Source organism: Streptomyces sp. NPDC001508, from assembly GCF_040298665.1.
GTDB lineage: Bacteria > Actinomycetota > Actinomycetes > Streptomycetales > Streptomycetaceae > Streptomyces.
This window is the reverse complement of sequence record NZ_JBEPAP010000002.1, coordinates 402196-419934: the sequence shown is the minus strand read 5'-3', so window position 1 is coordinate 419934 and position 17739 is coordinate 402196. Positions and strand designations below refer to the sequence as shown.

Below are 17739 nucleotides of genomic sequence, written 5' to 3'. Positions count from 1 at the left end.
AATTTCTCACCCCAAGGGGTGAACCCCCCGTGGCCTGCCCTGCCAGGTCAAACAAGCCCCGAGAGCCCCCAGGAACCCACGGTCATAGAGACAAAAAGCGTCTAGTTCACGAATCCTGACAACACCCCATCGAAGGACTCTCGTATCTCCCCGCGTGACCCGGACTTCGACCTGTACGACAACGTCGGCCGCGACGCCGACCCGATCCACGCCGCCCGGTACAACCTCGCCACCCGCAGCGACCTGAAGCGGTGGGCGCGACGCGACGCGCAGCCCTTCCGCGACGCGCATCCGCTGCCGGACCAGCCCTGGCCCGCACCCGACCTCACCCCCTACCTGGACGCCCTCGCCGCGGCTCAGACTCCGGCAGAGATCGAAGCAGTCACCGACCACGTCCTGGACGCCGCCGAACCTGCACTGCGCGCCGTGAGCGACTACCTCGTCGCCGCCGCCCGGTGGCGGCGGGAAAACCGCGGTGCGGCCAAGGGATCTCCCTCAAACCTGCTGATGACGGCGGCCAGCCGGGCGCTGTCGGTCCTGGCCCTCGCCGACGAGGCCAGCCTGAGCAGGCTGCGCGCCGCCTACGACCCGGCCCCCACCCCCGCGACACCGACCGGCGGCCAGCCTGGGGCCAGCGCAGGTGTCCCACCCGCTCCTCCGTCCCCCGGCACCGCGCCCCGCCGATAGCTCTCTTTCTGCGATTCCAGTCCCGCCCGACTCTCGCAAACGCGATCCCGAGGGACCACCACTGTTGATCGACACGGCACCGCCACCGCCTGCACACGGAGTCCTCTTGAAACGTCCCCCTCACCTGAACCCCACCGAATGGGCCGAATACCAACAACGCCGAGCCGAACTCGACGACCTCATGGCACAGGTCGCCGACCAGGAAGCCCAGATGGAACACGACCTGATCGCCACCCACGACGAGTACGAACTCGGCTTCAGTCAGGAGTCGCAGCCGGGAGTCACCCCCACTGGACGGACGCCTCCACCGCACCGATCTCCCGCCTCCTCCCGCGGGAGGAACCGTGGCCGCTGACGAAGCGAGCACCCCAGACTCCCGCCGCGTCGCCTCGCTCGCACCGCTTCCCGACCACCGCAACGTGGACACCCCGTGGTGGCAGGAGCTGTGGCGTCGCCACGCGCACATCACCACGCCGCTGCGGGCGCGCGGCCTGCAGTGCGACATCGAGTTCGGCCTCAGCGCCTACATCGTGCGCGTCTCGCTCCCCGACGACAGTTACCTGATCATCGGTCCGCCGCAGGAGCCGTCCTCCGAGCGCCCGCCCGGAGACCCCGAGGGCTGGATCGCGACGCGTGAGCACCCCGACGACCCGTCACTGTTCGAGGTCCTCTACGACTCGGCCCCCTCCGACGACCCCGGTGCTCCCCAGCGGCCCGAAGCCCGCCACGGCGGCAGCGCCCAGCCCCTGATCGAGACGATCAACCACCGCCTGACCCAGCTCGGACTGCTGCCGCACCCCGTCTTGCCCGGCGAAAGCCCACACGTGCACTCAGCCCAGCCGACGCCTCCGCCCCAGGCCCAGGGCGTCCCCGGCACACCCGACGACGCTCCCATCTACGTCTACGGCGACGCGCTGCGCGCTCTGACCGACCGGCTCAATGGAGCCGAGTCGCATGCGGATGCCGCTGCCCTGCTGCACCAGATCCTGGAGCCCACCGACGGCCTGCTGGCGCAACTCGGCGAGTTCTTCGAAGCAGCCGGGGAGAAGGCCAAGGAAGCGGAGGAGGACGACGGCTTCGACCTGTCCTACGACCTCGCCGACGCCGCCGCCGAGATCCGCAACCTCGCAGAGGTCCTGCACGTAGCCGAGGACCGGATGCGGGCCCTCACCCCGCTCGCGTCGGCGCCGCGACTGCCCTCCAGCCCGGCCCGTACACCGTCCCTTCCCCCGCGAGTGCTCCCGCCGGCGCAGCCGCGGAACGCGCGCTGACCCGGACCATCGCTTCCCTCCAGGAACACATGACCTCACCCCGCACCGACCTGGCCGCCTTCGCCGCCGGCCTTGCCGCGCGCCTGCCCGGCACCTGGACCAGCCAGTACCAGCGCCACTCGCAGTACGCCGACCAGTTCCCCCGCACCGAACAGCTCTGGGACACCGGCCACGTCGACTACGCCGTCAGCCAGTACGTCCTCACCCACGACGCCGTGCTCCACGGGCCGGCCGACCAGAGGCTGTACGTGGCCGACCGCCCCCGCTATCTGCACCAGTTCGTCGTCGCCCCGCTCACACCCGACAGCACGCACATCAAGCCCCACCACTTCGCCGGAGTCGAGGAACCCAACGGCATCGCCGTTCCCAAGGACCCCGCGCGCGCGGCAGCACGAGTCGCCCGGCGGCTGCTGCCCCGCTACGGAGAAGCCCTGCAGGCCGTCCTCAACAACGCGGCGCACCAGCCCCAGCCACCGCACCGGCCCCAACCGCCACAGGTCGACCAGATCCTCACGCTGACCCTCTACAGCGACGGCGCCCTCGGCGCACCGTACGAGAGCGTGCCGGTGGATGCCCGCGTGACCCTGTACACCCACGGCTTCCAGTACCACCCGCACCAAGCAGCGTTCCTCCTGCCCACCGCCTACGGGGACACCGGTCGCGCCCTTCGCGTCCACGCCGTGGTCCAGCAACTCACGGCCAAGGGCATCGGCGTGAACCTGCGCCACTCGGCGCCCACCACCAGCGCCGCCCTTCCGCCGGCCTCAGCGAAGGCCGCGTCCCCGATCCGCCGTACGCGCTGACCCGCCCGCCGCCCCTCAAATCCTTGGAGTCTCCATCCGCATCACCCGCCGCACCCTGCCGCTGTTCGCCGGCGCCGCCTGCCTCGCCCTGGCCCTCACCGGCTGTGCCGACGACGGCACCGCTGCCGCCAAGCAGCCGCCCAACGCCGGCAGCGCGCCGAAGCCGGCACCTGCCCTCAGCGCCGCCCAGGCCCGCGACGTCATCACCCACTACTCAAAGATCAACAACGAGGCCAACGCCGACCGCAACCGCGCCCAGCTCGACACCGTCGAGGACGGCCCGCTGTACGCCATGTCCGTCTCGGACTACACCGAGACCGAGGGACTTCCCGCGGCCGACCGCACGCCCTACAAGCCGTGGTCCTACGACACCGCCAGCGCCAAGCTGTACATCCCGCGCCTGGCCGCTGGACAGGACCACTGGTTCGCCGCCGCGCTCTCGGACGACAAGGAAAAGGCCCCCTCGCGTCTGGCGGTGTTCGCGGAACGACCCCAGCACAAGCGCTGGGAGCTGGTCTCCGTCGTCGACCTCGACAGCCCGAAACTGCCGGACATCGCACTCGACCACGACGGGTACGCAACGGCCGTCGCCGCCGACGGCAACAAGCACCTCGCCGCCGACGTCGGCGTTTTGCGTGCCGCGGTGCTCGACAACTTCGCCACCGGCGGCACGCACACCGGGACGAAGGTCTTCACGCCGACCACGGCGAGCAAGCGGCAGATCGAGGTCCACGACAAGACCGGCACCCGTTTCGGGGACCAGGTCACCACCGTCTTCGCCGGCGCCGCCAACCGCTACACGGACGCCTACGCTCTCAAGACCGCCGACGGCGGCGCGCTGGTTCTCTTCTCCCACATGCACACGCAGACCGACGCCGTCGCGCACTCCGGCCTGCAGATCAACCCGGGCAAGGAGGACCGGGCCTGGCTCCACGACATGTCCCGCACCTCCATCAGGTACACGTTCGTGTGCAACGACGCCGCCGCTGTCCCCGCGAAGGCCGCCCCGTCCCGGCTGATCGGCTACACGTGTGCCCGCACCGATGCCTCCGGCCCGCCGGTCTCGTCCTGGTCAGACCGCGTATAGACGCACCCGCGCGCTACCTGATGGCCGCCGAACATTTCCCGCCCCCTGCTTGCTGCGGAGAGCTCCCTGTCCACTCGCTCCTTCATCGCCCGCCCCACCGTCGGCACGGGCTACACCGGCATCCACGTCCAGCTCGACGGCGTGCCCAGCCACCACCTCCCCCTCCTCCTGGCCGCCTACCAGTACAAGTTCGGACGCGACATCGAGGCCATGTGCCGGCACCTCATCGACGACGTCGCCGTCGGCTGGGACGAACTCGGCACCGATCTCCTCGACGATGCCCCGCCCGCACTAGTGACCGCGCTGACCGGCGGCGAGCACTGGCCCAGCCGAACCCTCGACCACCTGGTCACCCCGGACGGCTCGCCGCCGGTACGCATGTCGGTCACCGACGAGACCGCCGACGACCAGGACATGCAGTGGGGGTACGTCCTGCACAAGGAGGGCGTCGAGGTGATCAGCCTCCTGCACGAGGACATCGGCCCCATCGTGAGCTGGTCCATCGACCCGCGCACCGCCTTCAACGACCACCCGGCGGCCTGGTCCTCCCTCGACTCCCCGCCCGCTATCCGGGCATCGCGCAGCACGCCGACTCCGAGCGCTCCTGCCGCAGCCCCGGCGAAGGCCAGCCCCTCTCGCCCCACCGCCCGCCGCTAGCTTTCCCTCGTCTTCCCGGAGCCTTCCCTGCCCCCGCACACCACGCCCCTGATCACCGTCGTCATCGCCAGCCGCCTGCGCGAAGACCGGCTCGACTACCTGACCGCCATGCACGCGAGCCTGACCCGGCAGTCCGTGCCGTGGGAGGCCGTGATCGCACTCGACGGTGCCTCGCCCGACCGCCTGCCGGCCCCGCTCGCACAGGATGCCCGCGTTCGCACCCTGTCGCTGCCCCGGCCGGTCGGCGCCGCCTGCGCCCGCAACCTGGCCCTGAACCACGTACGCACCCCGTACACCAACTGGGCGGATGACGATGACGAGTTCACCGACGATGCGATGGCCGTACGGCTGAACACCCTGGAGTCGACCGGGGTCGGCTGGTGTGCGGGCTGGAGCGAGGACCACTACCCCGACGGCTCGACCACCCTGTGGCGCTGTCCAACGCCGCCCGGCCGGCACGAGGCCGGCGACGTGTGGACGTACTGGAAGTCGCCGGCGGACACCATCCCCATCGGGCCGACCACGATCCTCGCCCGCACCGACCTCGTGCGCGCCGCGCCGATGGGCGGCCTCGTCCAGGGCGAGGACTACTGCGCAGCCCTCGGCGTCACCGCGCTCGCGCGCGGGATCCTGCTGCCAGTGCCCGTGTACAGGTACCGCAAGTGGAACGGGCAGATGACAGCCCAGGTCGGATACGACCAGCTGGAGGTGGCGGCCCGCGAGCACGCCTGGGCGTACGGCCGCAGCCTGCGCTCCGTCCTGCACGGCGAGGACCTTCTAGGATCCGCGAATTCGTGAGCATTTCCGCGTGATCATGAGCATTGGCAACGTTCAGTAGTTGTCACTTTCTCAAGCCCGGGTGTCAGCGCGGGCGCGGCCGACCTCCTCCTGGATGCGGTCGCGCAACCAGGGCGGCATGTCCACCGGGGCACCCTCTGCGTCAGCGAGATAGATGCAGAGTTGCCCACGCATCTCGTCCTGGCGCGGATGACCGAAAGCTTCGACGACCCGACGACCCACCTCATTGAGATCTTGGTGTGGAGCATCCACGTCCGACTGGTCATAGAACATGTGCAGGCCGGGAACACCGGGCAGGGGTCGAGTCACCTTCGGCCCCGCATCCCCGACAATCCGGCTCTCGGCGTCCCAGTACCGGATGAAGCGCAGGTTGTACGCGCTAACGACGGCCACCATCGCCAGGTCGCTCATAGCCAATCTCCTGCCTCGCAAGGGAGTTTGGACTCTAGCCGCCGCGCCGACCTGCTGGGCCGAGGGCGACCTGGTCCACCAGCGTAAAGGCCGACCCTGGTTACCGAAACCAACGTTCACCGCGGCCATTAGTACCTCACTCGCCGTTACCTATCCGAGCTAGGAGAACCACCGATTGCTCAATCTCCACCTACAGCGCCACTGCTCACTGCGTGCGGATTTCGATGTTTCCGCGGGAGCCCGTGCTCACGAAGTCGCGCTCCCTACAGACCTGGTCCATGGCTGAGGCGCAGATCATCCTGACGCACAGCCGGGAGTCCGGGATCGTCGCCATCGCCTCGGGCGAGCAGTACCCCTGGGCGCACACCGCCCTCGCGGAGAACGGCTTCCAGCGGGCCGACGACGGCGTCTGGCACCTGCCCGCGGACGGCACCAAGACCACCGTGGTCGACCTGATCAGGTGCGCGAAGCGGCACCACACCAGCGTGCACACGAGCAGCCGCCGGTTCATCGGCGACGCCGCCCGCGACCTCACGCGCCTCCTGCCCGGCCAGTGGCGCGCCTCGGTCGAGATCTACTCGCACCCCGCCTGGCAGGAAGACCTCGTCCCCTGGATCTGGGACAGCGGCGAACTCGGCCGCGCCGTCCAGAGCGAGCGAATCCCCTACGCCGCGCTCCTCACCGACGCGGTGCAGGGCACCACGCTGCTGTTCATCGAACGCCCCGGCCGTCAACTCGACTACCTGGTAGGGGCCTTCTCGCCCGAGGGGCTGGAAGGGGGCTACGGCGATCCCCACGCCCCGCGCAGCATCGTCTTGCCGCCGTTTGCCGGACGGGCTGCCCAGGCCCTCACCGGCCGGTACCTCCCCGCCTACGAGCAGGCCGTCCACGCCCGCCAGACGGCGGCCATCGCCGCCGTGCTCGGGGACATCCGCTGCGAGCACGACACCTGGCAGGCCATGAACGCCTCCGGCCGCTACAGCGACGCCACCCCGCTGAGCGCCGCCGCTCTCGGCGCCGCGACGGAGTTGTTCCTCGACCACGCCTGGCGCCGTTTCCTGACCGTCGTCGACCACGCCCCGGCGCTGCTGGACCGGTGCCGACCCGCGAGCAGCCCGTGGCCCGACGACGCCGCGGCCCTCTCCCGTCTGGCCGACGCCGTGATCGATGCCGAGACCCTGGTCGACGAGATCGTCCACGGCGGTTTCGTGCCGGAGCAGGAGCGCCGAGCACGCGCGTGGCCGGCCATCGAGACCTGGCTCACTGACGGCGAAACGTTCTTGCGGCAGACCCGCATCAGCGCACCCCACCGCCGCCCGGCTCTGCCCGTCGCCGCGCCGGCCCGCCCCCTCACCGCGGCCCGGCCCGCGCACCGCGGCCCCTGACCTTTCCGCCCCCGCCCCGAGGAGAACACCGCCCCCTTGCAACCCGGCACCCACTTCGCCTTCGGCGACCACGAGGAACACGGCTTCGTGGCCTCCTTCACCGCCTCTATGCCCGCGCACCTCGCCCACTGGTACCTGGAGCGCGAGCAGTTCGAGCCCGTTCCCGGAGAACCCGGCCTGTACCGGCTCAGCGAGCCCGAGCGCGACGGAGTCCGCCGCACCCGCCAAGCCGTCCACGACCTGCGCCGCCAGGGCTACACCGTGCAGGCCGACATCCGGCTTGACCCGTCCCTCTCGGCCGGACCGGCACACTCCGCCCGGCCCCACGGACTCGAGGAGCGCCGCAGCCGTCTCGCCCAGGCCGCCGCCGGCCGGACGACGCAGCGCTCTACACCGCCCACCACCTCCCCGCCAGCGGCCCGGCCGATCCCGCCGAAGCCCACCTACGCTCCGACCGTCCACCTGACGGCCGTGACCGGCGGGCGGTCCCGATGACTCCCGCGAGCAGTCCGGCCCCCGACGGCCCCTTGCCGACCGCTCCCGAACTGGCCAACGCGGCATGCGACTTCCGTTTGCGGCTGGCGGTCATCGACCGCGCGACCGAGGCCGCGCTCGATAGGACACGCGACCGCTACGGTCGTACCGTTAACGCGGGTGCCGCGGCTGCCGCACGAGCCCACCGCGACAAGGCCGCGGTGGAGGCGTACGCCGCCCACCTCGCCCCGCACGCCGAGGCTCTCCTCGATGCCGCCCGCCTGGTGCTCGATGAGCTGCCACCCGCTCGGCACCTGGCCGGGTGGCGGGCCGTCCTGGACGGCCTGGCCGTTTCGGCCGCCGAGATCCGCCGGGCGCTCGACCGGCCAGCCGCCCCCGGTTCCCCGGCCGCGCGCGCTCAGCACGCGGCCCTGTGGCCGCACCTGGCCGCCTGGGCGGACCACGGCTCCATCGCCAGCAACCTCGCCGACCAGCAGGGCGGCCAGCACCACAAAGCTCCGCTGACCGACGAGGAACAGCAAATGTGGACCAAGAAGGCCCAGGCCGCGCAAAGGCGCGGCGAGCTGGAGCTGACCGAGTCGTGGTACGCCGCCGACGGGCAGCCGATCACCCTCGCCTATTTGGTCGAGGATGACGACTCGACGGTGGTCGCGCTGCGCGGCGACCCGGACGCACCGGGCTGGCAGGTTGTCGGGCACTACGCCCACGAGTACGAGGCGGGCAAGGTGCTGCCCGCTCCGGTTCCGCCCGGCGTGCTGCGCGCGGACGTCTCCCGGTTCAACCGCCCGGCACCGGTCCCGGAGGTGTCCCTGCAGGACCTCATCCGCGATGTCGTCGAAGGCCACAGTGCCGGTGACGCCTCCAATGCGCTTCTCAGCGCTGTCCAGCGCGGCTATGACGCCGGCCCGATGGTCCGCCTGCAGGAACTCCTGGAGACCAGCGGCCAGTTCGCCAGCGCCCTGGAGACCGTACAGTGCCGCCAGATCGCCGCCCGCCTGGCAGCGCTGAGCCGGCAGATCGAGTTCCTCACCCGCGAAGTCGAAGAGGCGGCCGAGGACCTCGGCGCGACCGTCGCCGTCCTGCCCCCGCACCGCACCCCCGTGCTGCGCACCCGTCCGCGCCCCGCCGTGGACACCACACCGCCCACGCCGCCACCCCGCGCCAGCACCACCGCCCGACACCGCTAAGCCCATGTCCCACCTGGACTTGGCGAACACGAGCCCATGGAGCAGTACGCGATCAACCTTGCCCTCGCAAAATACGAGCACGATCGTGAGCTGTCTTGAGCGCCCGCGGCCTAGGGGCGGCCATGCCAGCCGCCCCGGAGCAGCGGCTACTACTGACGCTTACTCACATGTGACACGGCGGTCATGCCGGCGCCGTAGGTGAAGGCAAGGACGGCCCCGCCAGAAGCGACGGCGGTGAGGGCAGGCTGCCCCAGAACAGCGGAGCCGATCCCCGCAACCAGCCCAGCGATGACGGATACCAGCGCAACGACGACAACGTGATACACGCGGTGGTCACAGGTAGAAGTGGTGGCAGACAAGTAGGGCCCTCCCATACTCCGTCGGAGCGCCGTCACCTGAATCAGGGCAGGGTGCATCCTGCGCTGGATTCACGTCACAGCGTCGCCGCCCAGCGGGCGTCGCGATAGGGAAGCGCCGGCCAGGCGCGCCTATCGCTCCTCGGATGGAGCGCCGTAGCGGTTGGCCATCATCACCGATGCACCATGCCTTTCAAGGATCTCGTCGACCACGTCCATAGTAGCCAACCCCACTGACACACAGACAAGTTGGTGACCGCTTCGGGGGAGCCCAAGCGCCGATCTGCAGCGACTCCCACTTACCTGGTCTTCACGCGCGAAGCCTCATTGCAGGCACTGGTGGCCGTGCTCCTGGCCAAGCGTCCCGCCCGCCGCACCGCCCTCGCCGGACACCTCGCCAAGCAGCCGCTCGCCGACCCGGCGCTCCCTGGCACCGGCGCGGCCTTCGCTCTCACCGTCCTTCTCGCCGCGCGCCGACGTCTGGGCCCCGCGGGCACTCGCGGTGCGGCTTGCGCCGGTGCCTGCTCCGTGGCCGGCATAAGACGCCCTGATCAGGGCGCAACCCCCACCTTGCAACCCCTTTGAGGAGATCGAATTATGGCTGTTCGTACGCACTGGACCGTGGAGCACGCCTGCTCCCACCGCGTGGATCATGACCTGTCCAATCGCCCTGCCGACAAGCGGGCAGGCTTCGCCCGCTGGCTCGCGTCGAAGGACTGCACCGACTGCTGGAAGGCGGCGCGCGACGCCGACACCGGGTCCAAGGAGGAGTGGCTCGCGGCCAAGCGGGCCGAGGAGCAGGAGGCAGCCCTCGCGTGGGCGAAGCAGTTCGACATGCCGCAGTTGGAGGGCCCGGCCAAGGCCCTGGACTGGGGCGAACGCTCCCGCCACCAGCTGATGACATCCGCGCACACCGCGCTCGTCATCGAGGGCACGTGGGACGAGGCGGACTGGGCGGAGCTGGAGGAGAAGGCCCGCGCCATCACCCGTGCCGGATGGTGGATCGACCAGCGCGACGCCGAAGGCACTGACCTGCTCGAACTCCTCGACGCAGCCAGTGAGGCGGACCGCGGGACGGAGAACCCGTTCCACTGACGGCTGGGCAACATAGCCGGATAACGCCGGTTAGCCAAACCGGCGTTCCTCCGGACTATTGATGCTCCCACCCCGCCAGCATCTGCGTGGAAGGAACTCATGTCCCAGCTTCCGCCCACCTCGGCGTTCGCACCGACGCCCGACCCGCTCACCCCCGATCGAGACATCACCCACGCCCACTTCCAGGCCGGTGACACTGTCGTCGTCCTGAAGGGGATGGCCGGCGGAGAACTGTGGGGCGATGCGATGCGCGTCGTGGCCCCGTCCTGGCACACCCCGACCGACGAGGACGGCTGGCGGCTGCGTGATGCGACCGGCGGCGCCCAGTCCTATGTCACCGCCCACCCCCGCTACCTCGTGCACCTCTCGCGCCGCTGCCCGGACTGCCTGATCTACCTGCGCGCCATGGAGGATGCCCTCTTTACGCGGTTCGCCGACCGCGACGAGCTGATCGACTGCGGCTGGTACACCACCACCGCCCTGGGCCAGCTCGTGCACATCGCGGACATCCGGAGTGGCCGATGACTTCCCCCACGCACTGTCCCGGCCGTTCCGCCGCGCTCGACAGAGCCAGGGCCCGAGCCACCGCATCTCCGGTCGATTCTTCCTGGCCGCTTCACCTGGCCGAAGACCTCCGCGACATCGAGGCCGACTGGAGAACTTCGGCCGAGGTGTGCGCGGATGCTGCCTGGGCGGCACGGTCGGCCGGCCACAGCGTCCTGGCCCTGCTGTCCCCGCAGGACGTCACCGCAATGGGCCTTGACCCGATCACCGCCCGCACCTTGGCTCATCTGTACCTGAGCGCCCTGCGGTTCGACTTCCGCTGCCCCACCCTCCAACGCCTCGTCGAACAACTCGCGGAAACCGCGCGTCAGCCGCTGGACTGCTACACCCGGGCCTTGTACGCCTTCGCGCTGCTGGGCCAGTCCCGCCCGGAGGGCCTGGCGGTCATGGACGAGGTCCTCGCGGAGGCCGGGCAGCACACCAAGACCCTGCACGTCCTGCTGCACGGGCTGTGGCTCGGCCAGGACCTGGACCAGGGCGCGGAGCGTCTCCTGGCCCTCAGCTCCCGACCGGCCCTCGCCACCGGCAGCGACCCGATCGTCCTCTTCCGCGTGGCGGGTGCCCTGCGCCGGCTGGGCCGGTACGACGAAGGGCTGGGCGCCATCGACAGGGCGATCGACTGTCTCCCTCCGGGGGACACCTCGGTGCACGCCGACCTGGTCCGCGAGCGCTCCCTGCTCTGCACAGCCCGCGACCTTCATCAGCACCGGCCGCCCACCCGCACGTCGAGCGGGGTGCCGTCATGATCCCCCGCCTGCACGCACGGACCCACTCGCCGCGCGACCCGCTCGCCGAGGCACTCGGGCGGCCCCTTTCCCCGAACGAGGGTCTGACGAAGTACACCATCGTCGCCCACTGGCCGGACCTGGGCTACTACACCCCCAACGACGAGCAGAGAACCTGGACATCCGCTCAGTGGGCCGAGCACCTCGAAGATCCCTACCTGGAGCATCCGTTCACTGCCAGTGCGGACGACGACCGACGGGCGATCCTCCATCTCGACATCCGCCTCCACCCGGACGACCGGGAGCTGACCGGTCCCGAGTGGGCCGAAACCGCTCACCGGTTCGCGCGAGCCGCCGGCATCGAGATACCCGGCGCCGCGGAGCACGGCTGGCGGTGGATCGCCGTCCAGGCACAGCCCGGGCGCCTGGACCTGATCGCCAACCTGATCCACCTCGACGGCACCTGGCGCACCCCGCCCTCAGACATACTGCGGCGCCTTGCGGACGAGGCACGCCGCATCGAACAGGACCTCAACTTGATCCCCGCCCGCACCGGACCCGCGACACGCCCCGCTGTCCGTACGGCGCCCACCGCATCCGCGCAGTTCGCGAGCGTCCTTACGCAGCTCGCCGACGAGCAGGCCGGCCCGCTGGCCACGGTCCGCGGACTGATCGAGCACACCGCTCACCGCATCGCCCGCCAGCCCGGAGCCGCCAGCACCGAAGCAGCACACGGTCTGGAGCTGATCGCCCGCCGGCTCCACGCGATCCAGCAGGACCTGGACACCACCGCGGCCCACCTGGTCCGCCGGTCCCGGATCGCCGACGCACCGCCCGTAGCCCGGCACACCGCCCACAGATCTCCGTAGGAGCAACGCCTTCTTGCCCCATACCGGCCGCTTCATGGACATCCGCCGCGACTCGAACTCCAGCGAACTCCTCGCGCGCGGCGGCGACTTGGACGCACACAGCATTCTCCAGCGCGCGGGATTCATCGCGGTCGTCCGCCTCCACGAGACCTACCACCGCGCCCCCGCCGGCCTCACCGAGGACGACGAGTCCCGTCTCGCCACCGATGCCGTAGCGCGCCTGCCGGCTGCCGGGTACCACGTCGACTGCGACGAACCTTTCGACACCGACGCCCGCCCCGCACGCTATCCCACGCTCGGTACCTCGGCCTCCCACCTCGCCGAACGCCTGCGCGAAGCCACCGACACCGCCGAGGCAGCCGACATCCTCACCGAACTCACCGCGCCCCACGACGGCATCCTCGCCGGGTTGGAGGAAACCCTCGGCGCTCTGGCGGAGTTCTTCGACGGACTCGGCAACGCGACCGATCCGCACACCGCCCGGCGCCTGCGCTACCTCGCCGACGAATACGTCCGCGTCATCCACTCCGACCTCGCGTACACCCGCGAACGGCTGGCCGACCGGCACGCCCCTCACCCGGCCGCCGCCCCTGCGCCGAGCAGGTGCCCGACCACGAGCCCGAACGCTCCGCCGTGTGCGCCTGCCCACCCCCGCCGCGTGCACTGCCGGCCCCGGCACCGCCGCCCGTCGGTGCCACCCGCCTGCGCCGCTGAGCCCCTGCAACTGCCCAAGGACACCATGCACGACCACGACACCTCCGAGCACCTCGCCTCGTACGCCGACGTCCTCGCCGGTGAACTCCCCGATACCTGGACCAGCACGCACCTGACGGCCGACGCCAAAGACGACCTCGCCGAACTCGCCGACCGGATCTGGGACCTGGACCTGGTCGCCGCCTCCCTCGGCGAGCACCCGCTGACGCAGGCAGCCGTCCTCAGCCGCCCCGACGGCGCCCAGCTCGTCCTCCTGGACCGGCACGACGGACGCGACGGCTTCCTTCTCGCCGCCGTCGCCCCGCGCGCCCTGCCCGACGAGGCGTACCGGGCTGTCCCTGAGCCCAACGGCGTCGCCCTGGCAGACGACCCGTTCCTGAGTGCCGAGCAGGTCGCTGGCGATCTGCTCGCCCGCTACGACCGTGCGCTCGCACAGGTCCGGCACAACGCCCTGGGTGGCATCCAGCCCTCCCAGCCGGACCGGATCGTCCTGACCTGGCAGCCGGACGGCAGCGTCGCCACCGCCCCCGCCGACGACCGGGCCGGCACGATCCTCGTCGCCCACGGCTTCATCCAGGACCCGCAGAGCGGCATCTACCGCCTGGGTGGTGACGACACCCAGGTCCAGGCCCGCGCCCTGCGCGAGATCGGCCCGCGCCTCGACGCGCTCGGCATCGGTACCGCCCTCCAGCACCCCGCCGGACGAACCGCGCCTACCTCAGCCCCGGCATCCATGCCGCCGACCCCGTCCGGCACCCGTACGCCAACCGCCAGGACTCGATGAACCAGGCGGAGGCCGACCTGGGCATCCCCTCCCTGCTCCTGACCGGTCATGACGTCAAGTGCACGCCCGGCGTCTTCGACGAAGCCACCTACCGGCGGGCCATGCACGGCCTCCGCACCAGAGCGGCCCGTCCCGCAGCGCAGCAACCGGCACCGGACGGCTCCCCGTCGCACTCCGCACCGGCCCGCTGTACCCCGTAAGACGCCCGAGCGGCCCCGGCACCACGCCGGGGCCGCCCAGCACACCGCCCGACTCCCGGAGAAACCCGTAGCACCCCGCACACCCCCACCGATCAGCAACCGGCTCAAGCCCCGGCTCGCCACAGCCCTGTTCCGCCGCTATCTGCGCGCTTGCATACCGACCGGTCCCGACCACACCTCCCCGCTGACCGGCGCCCGCCCGGGGGGCGTCCTCACCGAGTCACAGCGCGTCGGGCAGCGCCACCACCACTGACCGTTCACCGCCCCGGAGGAGCATGTCCCACCCCGCCCCCTATCCGGTGAGACTGGCCGACGAGATCACCCGCCAGCTCGGCCAGCTCGCCGACCACCTCTCGCAGCTTCCCCCGCCCCAGGCCGCGCAGGTCATCGCCCGCGTTCTCGACCCGGACGCCGGAGTCCTCGGCGGCGTCACTCACCTCGTCGCCACCGGAAGCGTGTTCGCCAAGGACCAGGCAGAGCGCGGCGCGCTCCCCGCGGAGGTGTGGCTCGCTCTGGGCCGTGCCTCGAACGAACTGCACGACATCACCCTCGACCTGGACGAACACAAGGACGCCCTGGCGCACGTCAGCACCCAGCCCGCCACCACCGAGGCGAAGCGCCCAGTGCCCGCACCGCTCGTGGTCCGGCGGCGCCGGTGAAGAAGAAGCAGTGGCAGGGCTGGGGGCCCGGCGAGCAGGCCGAGCAGCACTACCTCGTCCAGCCCCGTGCCCTGGCAGGCGGCGGCGACGTCCGGCACGTCTCGGAGTTCCTGCGTGCCTCGGGCTGGCGGGACAAGTCCAAGACCGGCGGCCCTTTGTTCATGGAGAGCCCGGACCGGACCGTCCGCGTCGCCTACGACCCTTACGTCCTTCCCGGCGGCTGGACCATCCACGGCCGGGCAGACGGGGCCAGCGGCGAGTGGTCAGCGCACCTGGGCCGTCAGGCCCCGGTGGAGATCGTCGCCGGCCTGACCGACGCCCTCACCCGTCCCCGCTCCGCACACGCCCCCAACGTCTGGGCTCCGCTGCAGGAACAGAACTGGCACACGCGTTTCGAGGGCGAAAACTACGTGGCGACCAGCCCCGACAGCACCGCGTGGATGCAGTACGGCCAGAACCCCGACGGCACGGCGATGTGGTGGAGCGGAGCGCAGGACAAGCAGGGCAACGGCTGGACGGCCCACTTCACGCCGAACACCCCGATGCACCTCGTGCAAGCCTTCTCCACCGAACTCGCTAGCCCCGACCCCGTGATGCGCCCACGCGGACGCGTCCCGCACAGCGCGCAGATCCGCACCTGGTCGGTATCCGTCGAGCCCTCCCAGCTCAGCGCCTGGCAGCAGGCCCGCATCACGGCCGCCCGGGCCGCCACCTGGGCCCGCAACAGCGCCCGAAGCACCAGACCGCGCACCACCGCCCGCGCCCACGCCGCCGCCGACGGCGCACGAACCCGCCGCTGACCACGACACCCACCACCCCGAGGAGCCCGATGCCCGCACTCACCCCGGACACCATCCGCGCCGCGACCGACACCCTGTGCCGTCTCACCGAATACCTGCGCGAGAACCCCGACCCCAAGGAGGCGCTCGCTCTCGTCGAGCCCCTCCTCGACGAATACACCGGCCTGCCCATCCAGCTCGGTGACACCCTGCGCGCCCTCGCCCGCGCCGTACAGAGCCACCCGAACACACCGCGCAGCGAGAAGATCAGTGATCTGGTCACCGAGCTGCGTGCCGCGGCGTGGGTGCAGACCGACCAGTACATGCTCCACTACGTCCTGGACGAGCTGCGCAAGGTGATCGGCAGCGCCGCCGCGAGTGAGCCGGGGTGCGGTCGGTGCCGCTGAGCGAACGGCAGCTCGCCGGGTTCGCCGACAAGCACGCCTGGCGGATCCCCTTCGACACCAGCCCCCGCCATCTCGCCGGCCCCGGGGATGCCCGCCACGTCACCCACGGCTTGGCCACCGCCGGATGGAGCGCCGTCTCCGACCCTTTGAGTGCCGAGATCGTCCTGCGCAGTCCCGACCTTCGCCACAGCCTCCAGTTCGACCCGCAGTCCGCCACCTCTGCATGGTGGCGGCTGCGGGCCGAGCCCACCGACACCGAGCCCGGCTGGTACGCCGAGTTCGGTGAACTCGTGCCCGCCGAGGTCCTCGCCGGCTTCACCGATGCCCTCATCGCCCCGCCGCCACAACAGCCAGACCCATGGCAGCCGGTGACCTCGGCGGGCTGGCACCGCGACTCGGACGGTACGGCGCGCTCGCCGGACTCCATGTGCCACATCGAACTGCGCCCGTTGAGCGAATTCAGTGGCCGGTCGTCCTGGCACGTTGAGACCTGCGAGCCCGGCGACGGGCAGTTCCCCGGCCCGCGCATCTGGCACGCCTACTTCGACAGGGACGTCCCCGCCCACCATGTCGGATCGTTCCTCACCGCGCTGGCCGACCGCAGCCCGCTCCAGCGCGGCATGTACGACCGCACCGGCCACTACAGCGCCGTGCAGGAGCCCAGCCCGCTGCGCCCGCAGCAGGTGGTCGACGCCCACACCGCCCGTATCGAGTCGCTCCGTGCCCGGGCACGCTCCGCCCGCAGGCAGCAGACGAAACCCGCACCGACGCCGGCAAAGGCCCACACCGCCCAGCCGGCCGCCCGCCGCTGAACCGACAGGGACCCCTTTCCCATTTCCGCCGATCACCGCGCCCACCGCGCCCTCCTCCGTCACCTCGACCATTACGTGAGCGACAGCAAGAAGATCCTCGACGCCTGGGACGCCTACTCCGACGAACACACCGACCTCGACGGCTGGCCCTACGACGACCACGCCTACGGAAGGCGCGCGAGCCAGCGCGACGCCGACACCGCCGAGGCATTCGAGCCGCTCCGGTACGGCGCCCGTCACCTGCTGGCCACGGCCGAAACGCAACTGGCCCACCTGCCGGAGACCAACGTGCAGAGCCGCTGGGTCTACCAGCTGGGCGTCCTGCGCGACGCACTCGACCGACTCGACGAACTGCACGAGCAATGGCTGGTCACCCGCGACGCCCTCCCCGCCACCGCCAAGCCCGGCACCCCGGACTTCGACGACGCACTCGCCGCACATCACGCCGAATCGTGGAGCTACCTCGACGACTGGGCCACCCACGGCAAGGCGCTCCGCGAGATCAACACGGCCGCCCGTAAAGCCCCTTCACCCCTGGCTCCCACACCGACACCGGCCCCGGCCACCGCGCCCGACCGGCGAGCTACGGCACGGAAGTGAGCACGCCCCCGACTCCCGAGACCGTCGAGGTCGACTTCATCACGCCGCGCCACCTGGCCGGCGGCGGTGACCCCGCCTGGATCACCGTCCCCCTGCACCGCGCCTGCGGCTGGAGCCACGGCAACGCCCCCCTGATACCCCGCGTCCTGCTCTCCAGCCCGGACCAGGAGACCCTCCTGCGCCTGGAACCCGACCCCCACGGACAGTGGTGGAACCTCAACCATGCAGCGGAGCCGGACCGGCCCGCCTGGTACGCGAGTTTCGGCGCCCGCACCCCGGTCGAACTCATCGCCGCCTTCAGCGACGTCCCGCCGGCAACTCCAGGCCCGCCGCGCCCGCCGCCGGCCAGGAACAGCCGCAGCCGCTGAATGCCCCGCCCCCGCCCGGAAGGCAC

22 protein-coding genes and 1 pseudogene are annotated in these 17739 nt (G+C 71.1%); 22 read left to right on the top strand and 1 reads right to left on the bottom strand.

The genetic code is table 11. The annotated features are described in order from the left end of the window. Positions 1–426: 426 nt before the first annotated feature. The 7 genes from ABT245_RS04055 to ABT245_RS04025 all read left to right on the top strand — a co-directional run bounded on the left by ABT245_RS04055 (position 427) and on the right by ABT245_RS04025 (position 5303). Positions 427–687 (top strand): hypothetical protein, encoded by a 261-nt coding sequence (locus ABT245_RS04055; protein ID WP_079088144.1) that lies wholly within the window; start codon positions 427–429, stop codon positions 685–687. A gap of 106 nt (positions 688–793) precedes the next feature. After that, the gene (locus ABT245_RS04050) at positions 794–1042 is read left to right on the top strand and encodes a hypothetical protein (protein WP_351728214.1); all 249 of its coding nucleotides are present in this window, start codon (positions 794–796) and stop codon (positions 1040–1042) included. Further along, entirely contained in the window at positions 1032–1958 is a 927-nt protein-coding gene (locus tag ABT245_RS04045) for a hypothetical protein (RefSeq protein ID WP_351728212.1), read from the top strand. Before ABT245_RS04050 ends, ABT245_RS04045 begins: the two co-directional genes overlap by 11 nt. 29 nt (positions 1959–1987) lie before the next feature. Beyond that, on the top strand, positions 1988–2761 hold the full coding sequence (locus ABT245_RS04040) for a hypothetical protein (RefSeq protein WP_351728211.1): 774 nt from the start codon (positions 1988–1990) through the stop codon (positions 2759–2761). Between the two features lie 19 nt (positions 2762–2780). After that, on the top strand, positions 2781–3848 hold the full coding sequence (locus tag ABT245_RS04035; RefSeq protein WP_502982065.1) for a DUF8094 domain-containing protein: 1068 nt from the start codon (positions 2781–2783) through the stop codon (positions 3846–3848). Positions 3849–3989: 141 nt separating this feature from the next. After that, a complete protein-coding gene (locus tag ABT245_RS04030) occupies positions 3990–4505 on the top strand; it encodes a hypothetical protein (RefSeq protein WP_079088143.1) in 516 nt (171 codons plus the stop codon). 48 nt (positions 4506–4553) lie between these two features. Beyond that, positions 4554–5303: a glycosyltransferase family 2 protein gene (locus ABT245_RS04025; RefSeq protein WP_079088142.1), complete on the top strand. Its 750-nt coding sequence runs from the start codon at positions 4554–4556 to the stop codon at positions 5301–5303. A 51-nt stretch (positions 5304–5354) separates the two neighbouring features. Here the strand turns inward: ABT245_RS04025 and ABT245_RS04020 are convergent, their stop codons facing one another. Beyond that, positions 5355–5714 (bottom strand): hypothetical protein, encoded by a 360-nt coding sequence (locus ABT245_RS04020; RefSeq protein WP_058082628.1) that lies wholly within the window; start codon positions 5712–5714, stop codon positions 5355–5357. A gap of 278 nt (positions 5715–5992) precedes the next feature. Between ABT245_RS04020 and ABT245_RS04015 the strand changes: the two genes are divergently transcribed. From ABT245_RS04015 to ABT245_RS03945, 15 genes and pseudogenes are all read left to right on the top strand, one after another. Further along, positions 5993–7099 (top strand): hypothetical protein, encoded by a 1107-nt coding sequence (locus ABT245_RS04015; RefSeq protein WP_351728209.1) that lies wholly within the window; start codon positions 5993–5995, stop codon positions 7097–7099. Positions 7100–7135: 36 nt separating this feature from the next. Continuing rightward, positions 7136–7594: a hypothetical protein gene (locus ABT245_RS04010; RefSeq protein ID WP_351728208.1), complete on the top strand. Its 459-nt coding sequence runs from the start codon at positions 7136–7138 to the stop codon at positions 7592–7594. Then, the gene (locus ABT245_RS04005; RefSeq protein WP_351728207.1) at positions 7591–8781 is read left to right on the top strand and encodes a hypothetical protein; all 1191 of its coding nucleotides are present in this window, start codon (positions 7591–7593) and stop codon (positions 8779–8781) included. Before ABT245_RS04010 ends, ABT245_RS04005 begins: the two co-directional genes overlap by 4 nt. A gap of 953 nt (positions 8782–9734) precedes the next feature. Beyond that, on the top strand, positions 9735–10232 hold the full coding sequence (locus ABT245_RS04000) for a hypothetical protein (protein ID WP_208611265.1): 498 nt from the start codon (positions 9735–9737) through the stop codon (positions 10230–10232). 99 nt (positions 10233–10331) lie between these two features. Beyond that, positions 10332–10757 carry a hypothetical protein gene (locus ABT245_RS03995; RefSeq protein ID WP_055495473.1) on the top strand — a complete coding sequence of 142 codons (426 nt, stop codon included), beginning with the start codon at positions 10332–10334 and terminating at the stop codon, positions 10755–10757. Continuing rightward, complete coding sequence (locus tag ABT245_RS03990) at positions 10754–11542, top strand: tetratricopeptide repeat protein (protein WP_351728206.1); 789 nt, start codon at positions 10754–10756, stop codon at positions 11540–11542. The genes ABT245_RS03995 and ABT245_RS03990 overlap by 4 nt, the downstream gene beginning before the upstream one ends. Next, positions 11539–12390 (top strand): relaxase/mobilization nuclease, encoded by an 852-nt coding sequence (locus ABT245_RS03985; RefSeq protein WP_351728204.1) that lies wholly within the window; start codon positions 11539–11541, stop codon positions 12388–12390. Before ABT245_RS03990 ends, ABT245_RS03985 begins: the two co-directional genes overlap by 4 nt. A gap of 739 nt (positions 12391–13129) precedes the next feature. Further along, positions 13130–13888, top strand: coding sequence for a hypothetical protein (locus ABT245_RS03980; protein WP_351728234.1), 759 nt, complete (start codon positions 13130–13132; stop codon positions 13886–13888). Continuing rightward, the gene (locus ABT245_RS03975) at positions 13885–14088 is read left to right on the top strand and encodes a hypothetical protein (RefSeq protein ID WP_351728203.1); all 204 of its coding nucleotides are present in this window, start codon (positions 13885–13887) and stop codon (positions 14086–14088) included. Before ABT245_RS03980 ends, ABT245_RS03975 begins: the two co-directional genes overlap by 4 nt. A 275-nt stretch (positions 14089–14363) precedes the next feature. Next, positions 14364–14747: a hypothetical protein gene (locus tag ABT245_RS03970; RefSeq protein ID WP_061915785.1), complete on the top strand. Its 384-nt coding sequence runs from the start codon at positions 14364–14366 to the stop codon at positions 14745–14747. After that, positions 14744–15547, top strand: coding sequence for an SPDY domain-containing protein (locus tag ABT245_RS03965; RefSeq protein ID WP_351728201.1), 804 nt, complete (start codon positions 14744–14746; stop codon positions 15545–15547). Before ABT245_RS03970 ends, ABT245_RS03965 begins: the two co-directional genes overlap by 4 nt. Before the next feature lie 29 nt (positions 15548–15576). Beyond that, complete coding sequence (locus ABT245_RS03960; RefSeq protein WP_058082617.1) at positions 15577–15933, top strand: hypothetical protein; 357 nt, start codon at positions 15577–15579, stop codon at positions 15931–15933. Further along, on the top strand, positions 15924–16745 hold the full coding sequence (locus tag ABT245_RS03955) for an SPDY domain-containing protein (RefSeq protein ID WP_351728200.1): 822 nt from the start codon (positions 15924–15926) through the stop codon (positions 16743–16745). Before ABT245_RS03960 ends, ABT245_RS03955 begins: the two co-directional genes overlap by 10 nt. Positions 16746–16820: 75 nt before the next feature. Further along, entirely contained in the window at positions 16821–17345 is a 525-nt protein-coding gene (locus tag ABT245_RS03950; protein ID WP_351728199.1) for a hypothetical protein, read from the top strand. Further along, a pseudogene (locus ABT245_RS03945) lies at positions 17342–17677 on the top strand (SPDY domain-containing protein); the annotation flags it as partial. The gene ABT245_RS03950 and the pseudogene ABT245_RS03945, both read left to right, overlap by 4 nt. Positions 17678–17739 lie beyond the last annotated feature (62 nt).